This window comes from Brenneria izbisi (assembly GCF_025840185.1).
Taxonomy (GTDB): Bacteria; Pseudomonadota; Gammaproteobacteria; order Enterobacterales; family Enterobacteriaceae; genus Brenneria; species Brenneria izbisi.
In genome coordinates this window covers 1-12,822 of sequence record NZ_JAMPJU010000002.1, presented here as the reverse complement: position 1 = coordinate 12,822, position 12,822 = coordinate 1, and the positions used below count along the sequence as shown (strand labels likewise).

Below are 12,822 nucleotides of genomic sequence, written 5' to 3'. Positions count from 1 at the left end.
ACAGGGAAAGCAATGGACGCATCTGAACTGAATGACGACGCTATGGAACGCGCAGCCCGGCAAGATGAAATGCGTGCGGTACGTCTGGGCTGGTGGCTGGTTTTGATCGGGTTTGGCGGTTTTTTATTCTGGGCATTGTTCGCGCCGCTGGACAAAGGCGTGACGGTAAACGGCAGCGTGGTAGTGTCTGGCAATCGTAAGACGGTTCAGCATCATCAGGGCGGTATTGTGAAAAAAATCCTGGTGCGCGAAGGTGATGATGTGAAAGCCGGACAGGTGCTGATCACGTTGAATGAGGTTGAAGCGCGGACCACCAGCGAAGGGCTGGCGACCCAATATCGGCTGTTGGTTGCGCGTGAAGCCAGGCTCCTGGCGGAGCGGCGCGGATTGAATGATCTGGTTATCGCCGCTAATCTGCTGCCTTTGCGGGAACAGCCTGAAATGGTCGAGATATTGGCCTTGCAGCGGGCGTTATTGCATAACCGCCAACAGGCGCTGAAATTTAAAGCTGACGGGTTACGGGCCAGCATTGCCGGAATGACCTCATCGCTCGATGCGCAGCAGCAGGTGATAGTCAGCAAGCGGGCGCAACGCAACGCATTGGCGCAGCAACTGCAAGGTTTACGCGCGCTGGCGGCGGAAAACTATGTACCCCGTAACAAAATGCTGGAGACCGAGCGCCTGTATGCTCAGGTCAGTGGCGAACTGGCGCAGGTTGATGGTGAGATGAACCGTACCCGGCGCGATATTCAACAGCAGACCTTGCTTATCGCCCAGCATCAGCAGGAATACGATAAAGAAGTCAACAGCGAGTTGGCGGACGTTCAGGCGTCGCTGCGCGATATGTTCGGACAGAAAGAAAAGGCGGATTTTAATCTGGCCAACATCCAGATACGTGCACCGGTGTCGGGAACGATTGTCGGGCTAAAGGTGTTTACCGAAGGTGGGGTTATCTCTCCCGGACAAACCCTTCTGGAGATCGTCCCGGATGACCAACCCTTGCTGGTGGATGCGCGCGTTCCTGTTGAACTGGTGGATAAGATCTGGCCGGGGTTACCTGTTGAGCTTCAATTTGTCGCGTTTAATCAGAGCACGACGCCGAAAGTATCGGGAACGGTATCGTTGCTTTCTGCTGATCGACTGATTGATGAAAAAGAGGGTTCATCCTATTACAGCCTGCGTATACAGGTGAATGAACAGGGTAAAAAGACCTTGCAAGGGATGGTGATCAAACCCGGCATGCCGGTACAAGGTTTTATACGCACCGGTGAGAGGTCATTCCTCAATTATCTGTTCAAGCCATTAACGGATCGTCTGCATTTAGCGCTAACGGAAGAGTAATTATGCAAAGGATAGCCATTCTGATATCGCTCGGCCTGTTTACATCGGGCGTTGAAGCTTTAGGGCTGCTTGATGCCTGGGAACTGGCGATACGCCACGATGCGCAGTTTCGCGCCGCGGGTTATGAACGTGATGCCGGGCAGCAAGAAACCCCGTTGGCGCGGGCCAATCTGTTGCCGACGGTACAATACAATTACAACATCAATCGTAGTCATTCGACGACAACACAGACTGACCGCCGCATCGATAACACCACTCAGCGTGACTATGATAGTTACGTCTCCACGATCAGCCTACGGCAACCATTGCTGGATTATGCCGCCTGGATGCGTTACCAGCAGGGAAAAGCCCGCACGCTAATGGCGGACCAACGGTTTCGCGATCGCAGTCAGGATTTGATGATCCGTCTGTATAGCGCCTGGAGCAACGCGCTGCTGGCACAGGAAAAACAGCAATTGCTGGAAGCACAGCAGCGCACCTATCGTGAACAGCTTACGCTGAATAAACGCCTGCTCTCAGCCGGAGAAGGAACCTTGACCGATATGCGTGAAACTGAGGCGCGCATTATGCTGATAGAGGCGCAACGCATTGAACAGCAGGATATATTGGACTCGGCGATGACTGAACTGCAAAGTATGACCGGCAGCGCGATGACGGCGGAGGCATTGATGCCGTTGTCATTATCCCGCGAACCTGTGGCGACGACGGAAGAGTATTCGCTGGCGCAATGGCAGGCGTTAGCGGTGCGCCGGAACGCAAGGCTGGCGGAACAACGGGAAAACCTGGCGCTTAGCCGGTACGATATCGAACGTAACCGGGCAGGGCATTTGCCGACGTTGTCGCTGGTTGCCTCTTCACGTCATAGCCGTTCGGAAAGCGAATACAACTATAATCAGAAATACGATACGCAAAGCATCGGCTTGCAACTGAGTGTTCCGCTTTATGCCGGCGGCGCGGTTTCCGCCGCGACAAGGCAGGCAATGGCGACGTATCAGCAACGTCAGGCTGAGTTGGATGACCGCACCCGACAGACACTGGCGGAATTAAAACGGCAATATAATTTGTACCATAATGGCGTGGCCAAAATCCGCGCCTGGCAGATGACGGCTGCCGCGGCGGAAGATGCCGTCAACGCCACGCGTCTTAGCGTCGCTGGCGGCGAGCGTATCAATCTGGACATTCTGCTGGCGGAACAAGCGTGGTACGACGCACGTCAAGAACTGGCCGAGGCTAAATATGGTTGGCTACAGTCGTGGTTATTATTGCGTTATACCGCCGGTACGTTAAATGAAGACCATATTCTGCAATTAGCCGCCTGGTTCCGGCCTGATTGAGTCATTCGTTAGCGCCGCATTTACAATATTCATCACCAGGTGAAACATGCTATTTTCGTTACAAGCTACCAATTGTGTCGCTGTTAACGAGGCCCTGCATGGATTACACCAAGGTTATCAAAGAGGTCGGGCGCGGCAAGCACCATGCCCGCGATCTTGATCAGGCAACCGCCTATGAACTTTACTGTCATATGCTGGATGGAGAAGTTCCTGAACTCGAATTGGGCGGGTTATTGATCGCCTTGCGTATCAAAGGCGAGTCCGAATCGGAAATGCGCGGTTTTTATCAGGCCATGAATGAGCGGGTGCTGCGTCTTCAGCCGCCGGCGAACCGTCCCATGCCGGTGGTTATCCCCAGTTACAACGGTGCGAGAAAGCAGGCGAATCTGACGCCGCTGTTGGCGTTGCTGCTGACCAAACTGGGTTTTCCGGTGGTGATTCATGGCGTTAGTGAAGATCCCACCCGCGTGACCAGTCATGAGATACTGCGTAACCTCGGCGTTGCGCGGGCGGATAGCGTCGGGCAGGCGCAGCAGCAACTTGATGCGGGGTATCCGGTATTTATCCCGGTTTCGGTATTGTGTCCAGAGATTGAGCGTCAATTGCAGCTACGCTGGCGCATGGGCGTGCGTAACAGTAGCCATACGCTAGCGAAAGTGGCAACGCCTTTTGCGGAGAGTGAGGCGCTAAGGATCGCCAGCGTGTCGCACCCGGAATATATTGACCGCGTCGGGACATTTTTCAAAGCTATTCAAGGCCGCGCCTTATTGATGCACGGTACGGAAGGGGAAGTGTACGCCAATCCGCAACGCTGCCCGGAAATTCATTTTATTCACCAGCAGGAAATGCGGGGGCTGCAATTGCGACAGGATATTGTGGCGGCGCCCGACAGCCTGCCGATCGCCAGAGATGCGGCCACCACCGCACGCTGGATAGCGCAATGCCTGGCCGGGGAAATCGCCTTGCCGCATGCGATTCGTTTGCAGCTTGCCTGTTGCCTGGTGGCAACGGGGGAGGCGCCAACCATGGAACAGGCCAGCGCGACGATTAGAAAGCGTTTGGGATAGCGGGTTGGTGTTCCAGGCGTGGTTATTTTTCTTTAAAGAAAGGAACATCATGCAACAGATAGCGGATTATTTTAATGCGTTGAACCGCGACTATCTTGCCGTTCATCAAACCAAAGAAGATCTGTTCTGGCGGCTTTATATGGGCACCGGAAATGATGACGTATCCGCCCGTTTTTCCGCAGCGGAAAGCGCTTACAAGCGGTTTATTTCTCAACCGCGGCGGTTGGTCGAGTTGCGTCATCACCTCGCCGCGCTGGAGGCAAGCCCGGTGAGTGACGCTCAGCAAGCGTTGTTGCACGGTCTGCAAGGGTGGTATCGGTTTTTTGATTGCAATGTGATCGAAGATCCCCAGGCGCAAGCGCTGATGGATGACATTATCGCCGCGGAAAGCGCCCTGTATGAGAAGCGTAAAACTTACGAAATGACGCATCTGGATGCGAACGGCGAGCGCGTCCCGGCCTCATTGGGGGAACTGCTGACCAATCAGGCGACCAATGATACGGAAACCTACCGGCAAAGCTCGCAACAAGCGCTGCGTGATCTGGAGCAGTGGTTGCTGCATAACGGCTTTCCTGAATTGATAAGCCTGCGTAACCGCTTTGCCCGCCAGATGGGGTATCGCAACTATTTTGACTACAAGATCAATAAAACCGAGCGAATGTCGCCGGAACAGCTTTTCGCCATTCTCGATCCCTTTGAAGAACAAACCCGCGCAGCGAATGCCCGCAGTCTGCGTGAACTGGCGGCGTCGAAAGGGACGGAGGCGTTGCAGCCGTGGAATATTCGTTACGCCAGCGCCGGAGACGTCACCCGTCAGCTTGATCCCTACTTCCCGTTTGCCGCGTCGCTGGAACGCTGGATCAATAGTTTCAAGCGTCTGCATATCGGTTTTAACGGCGCGGAAATGCAACTGGATTTACTGGTGCGCAAGGGCAAGTACGAAAACGGTTTTATGCATGCGCCGGTACCGGCTTTTGTTGAGCAGGATAAATGGATTCCGGCGCGCATTAACTTCACCAGTCTGGCGAAGCCGGATCAGGTGGGCAGCGGCGCCAGTGGTATCAATACGCTATTTCATGAAGGCGGCCATGCCGCACACTTCGCCAATATTCGTCAAAATGCGCCCTGCTTCTCACAGGAGTTTCCGCCAACGTCGATGGCGTATGCGGAAACGCAGTCCATGTTTTGCGACAGTCTGCTGCATGATGCTGACTGGCTGAAACGTTATGCCCAAAATGCACAGGGCGAGGTGATCCCCGATGAACTGATTCGTGCCGATATCAGTACGCGTCAGCCGATGCGCGCCTTTAATGAACGGCATATTCTGTTGGTACCTTATTTTGAGTGGGAACTCTATTCATGGTCCGATGAACAGCGTACACCGCAAGCTATGACTCAACTGGCGCGTGATGTTGAACAACGTATTTTAGGCATCAGCGGCAGCCCGAGGCCGACGCTGGCGATCCCGCATCTGTTATCGATGGAGTCGGCTTGTTCCTATCAGGGTTATCTGCTGGCGCTGATGGCAGTGGAGCAAACCCGGCACTATTTCCTGCAACGTGACGGCTATCTGACCGATAACGCGGCTATCGGCCCCGATCTGGCAAAACATTACTGGTTGCCGGGAAACAGCGTCAGCCATGACGCCACACTGAGAAGCCTGACGGGAGAAGGATTTAATCCGGCTTATCTGGCGCAGGCCTGTAATTTGACGGTTGATGAAGCCTGGCGGCATGCCGAAGCCTGTATGAGGCAGGCACAATTACGTCCCCAACCTGCGGCGGATTTTGATCTCGGTGCGCGGATCCGCATCGTCGATGGCAGCCGGGTACTGGCGGATAATGAAAAAAGCGATGCGCTGATGTGTCAGGCGTTTGCGGCGTTCATTGAGCAGGAATATCCGAGCTGATCGGCGGAAAAATCAAAGGGTGCGAACGCACCCTTAATAATGTTGGTTCAGGAAACGTGTTGCAGGAACTCGCGCAAGCGTTCGCTGGGCGGGTTAGTGATCAACGTTTCGGGATTGCCATCCTCTGCGATGCGGCCTTTATCAATGAAGATAAGGCGCGAAGCGACTTTATGGGCAAAGCCGACTTCATGGGTCACGATAACCATCGTCATGCCTTCCTCAGCCAGATCTTTCATCACCGTCAGCACTTCGTGGCGCAATTCTGGATCGAGCGCGGAAGTAGGCTCATCAAACAGCATCAGTTTAGGTTTAACCGCCAATGCCCGCGCGATCGCGACGCGCTGCTGTTGTCCGCCCGAAAGCTCGGCAGGGTAGTGGTGCGCCCGTTCGGACAAACCGACTTTAGCCAGCAGTTCTTTCGCCAGCTTTTCCGCTTCATCCTTACTGGCGTCGCGCACCCGGATAGGGCCGAAAGCCACGTTTTCCAATGCGGTCAGATGCGGGAACAGATAGAACTGTTGGAACACCATGCCCGCTTCCTGACGGATTAAACGCTCATCAACACGCGGATCGTTAACTTTCAAACCATCGACAATCAGTTCGCCGCTGGTAATTTCTTCCAGTTTATTGATACAGCGCAGCAAGGTGGACTTACCGGAGCCGGAAGGCCCGATAATCACGACGACTTCACCCTGGTTAATTTTCAGATCGATATCGTGTAAGACTTTCGTCTGACCAAAGTGTTTAGAAACGTTTTTAAATTCAATCATATAATCTTAAGTCTTCTTTCCAGACGACGCAGGACGAAGCTGAGCGCCAGCGTGATGAACAGATAAATCACGGCGACCGCACTCCATATTTCCAAAGCGCGGAAGTTGCCGGCGATGATCTCCTGGCCGGAACGGGTCAGTTCCGCCACGCCAATCACGATAAACAGAGAAGTATCCTTGATACTGATAATCCACTGGTTGCCCAGCGGCGGCAACATACGGCGCAGCGCGAGTGGCGCAATAACGTAGCGCAGCGTGGCTCGGCGGGATAAGCCCAGCGCCAGCCCAGCTTCACGGAAACCATTATGGATAGACAACACTGAACCACGGGTAATTTCCGCGATATAGGCGCCAGAGTTGATCATGATGGTAACCACCGCGGCGGCAAAGGGATCGATGCGCACTGAAGTCAGAATCATCGGCAGGGCGAAGTAAATAAACATCACCTGCACAACGATGGGCGTACCGCGAATGATTTCGATAAAGACCAGTGCGAGGCGGCTGGAAAACCAACCGCCGTAAGCGCGGGCAAAGCCCGCAAGCACACCGATAACCAGGCCGCCAAGCAGCCCCAGTACTGAGATCAGTAAAGTCATTTTCGCCCCTTCCAGCAACAGGGGCAGGGAAGGCCAAATGACGCTCCAGTCAAACTGCATGGAATATCTCCAGATTAAATCGGCAATTACTTAGGTTCTACGCCAAACCACTTTTTGTAGATCTCAGCATAAGTGCCGTTTTCACGCAGTGTTTTCAGCGCGCCGTTCACTTTTTCGCGCAGATCGCTGCCTTTCGGGAAGGCAATACCGTATTGCTGCGCCTTGATGGAGTCGCCGACAGCTTTGAACTGGCCGTTACCGGCGGTTTTTATGAAGTAAAGAATGTTCGGCGTATCATGCAGCACCGCATCCGCGCGGTTGGTGCCTAATTCCATGTAAGCGTTATCAATGTTCGGGAACTGACGCAGATCTTTGGTTTTAATATTGGCTTTCGCGTAATCAACCGAACCGGTGCCGCTTTTCACCGCAACGACTTTTCCAGCCAGATCCTGTTCGCCTTTAATCGCATTGTTGTCGGCTTTGACCATAACCAGCAAGCCGCTGTTGTAATACCCCTCGGAGAAATCGATTGCTTTTTTACGCTCCTCGGTAATGGTGATGCCTGCCAGCGCTACATCCACATTGCGGGTTTGCAACGCAGGAATAATACCGCCAAAATCCATCGGTTTCAGGGTATAGGTCAGATTGAGTTGTTTGGCGATAGCATCCCAAAGATCGATATCGAAACCAACGTATTTGTCGCCTTGTTTGAACTCGAATGGAACGAAGGCGGTGTCGGTGGCGACAATCAGTTGTTTCTCCGCTGCGTGGCTGGAAATGCTCATGGCTAACGTCAATGCAACCAAAGACGTTTTAAGTAGTGATTTCATCAAATCCTTCCTATTTGTACCAGTTGTGAGAAGCCCTTTTGTTTTACAGGCCCGATCAATCAGAGTGCAAAAGTAAAACCAGTTAAAACATTAGAATAATTATCAATGTCTTATAGAAAATATCATTTTTATTTAGTCACCCTGCCGGGAGATGGACTTTTTTTTATCCAAAACCCTTGGGTGGAACATTGCTATGATTAACTAATTCATACAGGGGAAACAACCGTTGATTTCAGTTATCTTGCATTATTGCAGACAAAAGCAAATTTTTTGAGCAATAAAACAGATAGAATGGCGGATTTCGTACCGGTTTTTGGTTTGTTTTTGACCAAAATCAGGACGGCGCACTGAGACGCGGCAAATCAAGAGAAGTGGGGGAGTGAGTGGGGAAGAGAACAAAAGAGGGCTGCTCGGAACAGCCCCTGGCGGCAATTATTCAATGTTGGATTCGATGAACCACAGAAATTTGTCCAGATCGCGCGATGCGACGGTCAGAATGTCCGCAGTATCTTCATCTTCTGCTTTGGCGATTGCTTTGCGAACATCATTGGCGACGCTGGCATAACGCTCCGCCAGTGCTTTCAGATGATCCTGTACACTGTGGATATCGGTTGGATAGCTTTTCAGTGAAGACTGTTCATTGACGGCCTGCACCGTACCCAGCGCTACGCCGCCAAGCTGAACGACGCGTTCTGCCATGGTGTCCTGATGGTCAGTAATCGCAGTACGGAAGCCATCAAGCATTTCATGAACCGCAATGAAATTGGCGCCGCGCATGTTCCAGTGTGCTTGTTTGGTAATCAGCGACAGGTCAATAAAGTCTACTACCAGTTGGTTTAACAGCTTGATAGTAGAGGTCTTCACGCCATCATCCAAATCATTGCGGGTGTAGATAAGCTCTGAAGATGCGGGTTTTACCAGTTTAGCGGTACGCATAATATTATTCCTCTTATTTGAATTTCGTCATCTAACTGTTCAACTTGGTTAATTATAACAGCAATAGAAGAAGATATTGAAAAGAATTTCCTATCGAATGGATAGGTATAGCAGATATATACTCTTGTTTTTATTATCAGTTTTTTTACTAATGATAATCATTATCCATTTTCGCACATAAGAACCGAAGCGCTGAATATTCTATAAAGTATAGCATAGGAATATATGAAGTTTACCTTTATGAAAAATAAGGTTAATTTCTTAGCGGTAAGATGAGAACGGTTTTTCTCACGGAAAGCGAAAGCCAGACTCATCAATTGTAAAGGAAGGGGCTGGCTATGCTTACTTTTATTGACTTTTATTTACGACATATATAGCAAGCGTATCTTCAACCAAATGAACTAGCGTGTAATTTGAACAAATAATTAAGAATTATCTGTTTTATCAATCAGCGGCGAATTAATTTGCTATCTGGTTGTCTACATAAAAATATCAATATAATTAGTGTCATAGAGCATGTTTGAAAATATTTGTTACATCTGCGGTGTGGTTGGAAAATATTAAAAAGGCAGCAAGTGCATCATTTTTTGTTATATTTAATGTGTTGGTTTTAGTGCATTAAGTATTCTTTCGTAAGATGAATTTGAGGCCGTATATATGAAAAAAATCGCGTGTCTTTCAGCATTGGCTTGCGTATTAGCAGTGAGCGCAGGTTCCGCAGTGGCAGGTCAGAGCACGGTATCTGCCGGTTATGCTCAGGGTGACGCTCAAGGCGTCGTAAATAAAGCCAAAGGCTTTAACCTGAAATATCGTTACGAGCAAGACAATAACCCGCTGGGTGTCATTGGCTCTTTCACCTATCTGGAAGATAGCAACACCAGTGACGGTCTTTACAACAAAGGCCGCTACATGGGCTTTAGCGCCGGTCCTGCTTATCGTCTGAATGACTGGGCGAGCATCTACGGTGTTGTTGGTTTCAGCCACGGTAAATACACTGGCAACGCTACTGATGGTTCTTTCCATCAGAGTAACGATGACTATGGCTTCACCTACGGCGCCGGTCTTCAGTTTAACCCGATGGAAGACATCGCGCTGGATGTAGGTTATGAGCAAAGCCGTATCCGCAGTGTGGATATTGGCACCTGGGCTGTTGGCGTGGGTTACCGCTTCTAATTCCAACGCGTATGGCTTTTATCCTCAATTTGGGTTATTAGCTGTGTCTGTAAAATCCGTCTCTGTGGGGCGGATTTTTTATGCGTTTATTTTGCTTGAGTTTGAACCACGCACGGCGTTTATGGCTGGCGTGATTGCACTGCACGGTAACGCCACAGCCAACGTCCGCTCGTCATTCGCCGGTAGTAAAAAAAGCCGCGCACAATCCAGTCCAGAAACATTCCCATCCAAACGCCAATAACCCCGAAACCGAGCATAACGCCAAGAACATACCCAGCGATGACCCGGCATCCCCACATGCCAGCCATAGCGATCCACATGGTATAGTTGGCGTCTTTTGCGCCTTTCAGTCCGGCGGGCAGTACCCAGGATGCCGCCCAGATCGGCATAAAAAGCGCATTCAACCAAATGAGATGCTGAACGACCTCAATGACTTCTGGTTCATCGGTATAAAACGACGCCATATAGCGCGCGCCGGGGATGGATAGCACGGCAAGGATGCAAAGCCCGATATTGGAAAGCCAGAAGATATAGTTCAACTGACGGACAGACTGCATGATCTGCCCTTTGCCTAATCGCGTACCGACGATAATGGTTGCCGCAGAACCCAACGAGTTGCCTGGCAGATTTATCAGCGTCGCAATCGAAAAAGCAATAAAGTTACCGGCGATCACTTCGGTACCCATGCCTGCAACGAAACGCTGGGTGATCAACTTCCCGACATTGAACATCACGGATTCAATACTGGCCGGGATGCCGATACTGAGGACTTCATACAGAATTGAGACGGTAAAAGGCGCGAAATAGGACTTAAACGGTATTCTCAGCGCGCCCTTGAATCCGTGCATCAATGTCAGGATCACAAACAGCGCGCCAATATAGCGAGAAATGGTAATGCCGATGCCTGCGCCGATGAATCCCAGACCGTCCCAGGAGAAAACGCCGTAAATCAGCATACTGCTGATGACAATATTAAGGATATTCATACCGATATTGATGACCATCGGCAGCTTGGTATTGCCCGCGCCGCGTAAGGCGCCGCATCCCACTAGTGCAATGGCTAATGCAGGATAGCCCCAGACAGTCCAGCGCAGGAAGGTTAATGCGAGGCTCTTGACCTGCTCGTCAGCTTGTCCCGCGATCAGATCAATGATCAATTCACCCGCGAATTCAACCAACCCAACCAGCAGAAATGACACCAGAACAAGCAGAGAGATGGATTGGCGTGATGCCGAGCGAGCCTGTTTTCTGTTGCGTTGCCCCAGACTGAAGGCCACGACGACGGCAGTACCTAACGCCACCGCTGTAAAAAAGGCGATTATAAGCATATTGAAACTGTCTGCCAGACCAACGGCAGCCATCGCCTCTTTACCCAACCAACTGACCAGTAAAGTACTGAATACACCCATCAGGACAACGCACAATCCTTCGATGAAGATAGGGAAAGCAAGCGGTGATATTTCGCGCCAGAATAGCACTCGATTTGAATAGCGTTTCTTATACCAGTCTGTATCTTTGAGTTTGCTCATCAAACGAGCTTGGTGATATCGATATCGCAACGTTTCCCCGCTAAATTCAATAAAAAGCAGAATGCCGCGCCAGTCATCTGGCCTGTGGTCAGTGCACCTGATGGTGATTACTATCAGGTAGCCAAGAATAAAAGTAGCGTAGTCAGTTATCGACCGGGGAATCCATGATCTAAATCGTGAACTGTCTTTTTCCCTATCCGGTTCAAGCAGTAACACAGTGTTGTTTTTGTGAAAAATACCGTTACTGTTTAACAGAGTAGCAGTAGCCTGATCGATGCTCCAGTACATATTAACGAGTGATGGCGAAAAGGGGGCGGGAGAGGTTACGTCTAACAAATAAATAAAACCGTAAACGCGTTAAGAATACGGTTTTATTTCATTCTGTTGACGTCATTTCTAATGATTTAAAATAATAAACAGCCTGTAAACACCACACAGATATCTACCCCATGAATATCAAGATGCAGGAAAACAACTCGCCTGTAACCTGAAAGACGAAGGGCATAATCTCTTTTCACTAGGCTTTAACTATTAGCACTCGGTATTTTATCCATAAAATCAATCGCATGAGTGATTATTTAAGGCGATGAATAATATGCGAATGCATGAAAACAACTGTTAATTCACTTGGCCAGCGCGAATGCTAGTTTATTTTTAAGGATTTACGTTTGCTTACTTGTGCAATTGAAACGGAAACTTCATAGCCAAGTAAATATAAAGCCTGCTCTAACGTCTCAATTTTGGAAGCATGGTTTACATCCAACAGACGGTCTATCTGTGGCCCCTTTTGATTAAGTTTGCGCGCCAAATCTGCTTTTCGAGTGCCGGTCTGTATCATTGCGTTATGCACAGCCGCTTTCAGATTGACCAGCACCGGAAGATGAATGCTTATTTCGTTATGCTGCAAGGCTGAGGGTTCTGGAATCGGGATCCGGGCATCAATATATTCTCCGATGATCCCCGTCAACCAACTGGCCGCTTCCAGGTCAATATCCTCTTCTGTGAATGCAACAGATGTTAAGTTTTTGAAATCTCTATAGAGTATTTCATACTGTCCTGAGTCTTCATTAAAACTCACGAATACAGGGTATGTGAACATATAACGCCTCCTTTTTATTGAAATCGATAACAGAATAGCATGAAAGTTATGTAATACAACATTTATGTTGTATTTTTTAATTGACAGAGGCGGAGGTTTTCGTCAGGGGCGGTAATCCCCCCGAAAAACCGGTGTGTTCATAAGTAGAATTTTCTCGTAACCTGAACCGGGGAGATCTCTATGAAAAAATCACGTTTCACTGACAGCCAGATCATGTCCATCCTGAAGCAAGCCGAGG

General features: G+C 50.1%; 11 protein-coding genes. 5 read left to right on the top strand and 6 right to left on the bottom strand.

Annotated elements, in window-relative coordinates; genetic code table 11:
- Window positions 1-12: 12 nt before the first annotated feature.
- The 4 genes from NC856_RS02795 to NC856_RS02780 all read left to right on the top strand — a co-directional run bounded on the left by NC856_RS02795 (window position 13) and on the right by NC856_RS02780 (window position 5,651).
- Window positions 13-1,341 carry an HlyD family type I secretion periplasmic adaptor subunit gene (locus tag NC856_RS02795; protein WP_264088921.1) on the top strand — a complete coding sequence of 443 codons (1,329 nt, stop codon included), beginning with the start codon at window positions 13-15 and terminating at the stop codon, window positions 1,339-1,341.
- Window positions 1,342-1,343: 2 nt separating this feature from the next.
- Window positions 1,344-2,675, top strand: coding sequence for a TolC family outer membrane protein (locus NC856_RS02790; RefSeq protein WP_264088919.1), 1,332 nt, complete (start codon window positions 1,344-1,346; stop codon window positions 2,673-2,675).
- Between the two features lie 98 nt (window positions 2,676-2,773).
- Window positions 2,774-3,742, top strand: a complete 969-nt coding sequence (ybiB, locus tag NC856_RS02785) for a DNA-binding protein YbiB (protein WP_264088918.1) — start codon at window positions 2,774-2,776, stop codon at window positions 3,740-3,742.
- Window positions 3,743-3,791: 49 nt separating this feature from the next.
- Window positions 3,792-5,651: a M3 family metallopeptidase gene (locus NC856_RS02780; RefSeq protein ID WP_264088917.1), complete on the top strand. Its 1,860-nt coding sequence runs from the start codon at window positions 3,792-3,794 to the stop codon at window positions 5,649-5,651.
- Window positions 5,652-5,698: 47 nt separating this feature from the next.
- Here NC856_RS02780 and glnQ read toward each other — a convergent pair whose 3' ends face one another.
- From glnQ to dps, 4 genes are all read right to left on the bottom strand, one after another.
- Window positions 5,699-6,421, bottom strand: coding sequence for a glutamine ABC transporter ATP-binding protein GlnQ (glnQ, locus tag NC856_RS02775; protein WP_264088916.1), 723 nt, complete (start codon window positions 6,419-6,421; stop codon window positions 5,699-5,701).
- On the bottom strand, window positions 6,418-7,077 hold the full coding sequence (gene glnP, locus NC856_RS02770; protein WP_264088915.1) for a glutamine ABC transporter permease GlnP: 660 nt from the start codon (window positions 7,075-7,077) through the stop codon (window positions 6,418-6,420). The genes glnQ and glnP overlap by 4 nt, the downstream gene beginning before the upstream one ends.
- Before the next feature lie 26 nt (window positions 7,078-7,103).
- Window positions 7,104-7,847, bottom strand: a complete 744-nt coding sequence (glnH, locus tag NC856_RS02765; protein ID WP_264088914.1) for a glutamine ABC transporter substrate-binding protein GlnH — start codon at window positions 7,845-7,847, stop codon at window positions 7,104-7,106.
- 432 nt (window positions 7,848-8,279) lie between these two features.
- Window positions 8,280-8,783 carry a DNA starvation/stationary phase protection protein Dps gene (gene dps / locus NC856_RS02760; RefSeq protein ID WP_264088913.1) on the bottom strand — a complete coding sequence of 168 codons (504 nt, stop codon included), beginning with the start codon at window positions 8,781-8,783 and terminating at the stop codon, window positions 8,280-8,282.
- A gap of 657 nt (window positions 8,784-9,440) precedes the next feature.
- Here dps and ompX point away from each other — a divergent pair.
- Entirely contained in the window at window positions 9,441-9,956 is a 516-nt protein-coding gene (ompX, locus tag NC856_RS02755) for an outer membrane protein OmpX (RefSeq protein ID WP_264088911.1), read from the top strand.
- A 119-nt stretch (window positions 9,957-10,075) separates the two neighbouring features.
- Here ompX and NC856_RS02750 read toward each other — a convergent pair whose 3' ends face one another.
- Window positions 10,076-11,485: an EmmdR/YeeO family multidrug/toxin efflux MATE transporter gene (locus NC856_RS02750; protein WP_264088909.1), complete on the bottom strand. Its 1,410-nt coding sequence runs from the start codon at window positions 11,483-11,485 to the stop codon at window positions 10,076-10,078.
- 643 nt (window positions 11,486-12,128) lie between these two features.
- Window positions 12,129-12,584: a type II toxin-antitoxin system HicB family antitoxin gene (locus NC856_RS02745; RefSeq protein WP_264088907.1), complete on the bottom strand. Its 456-nt coding sequence runs from the start codon at window positions 12,582-12,584 to the stop codon at window positions 12,129-12,131.
- Window positions 12,585-12,822: the final 238 nt, after the last annotated feature.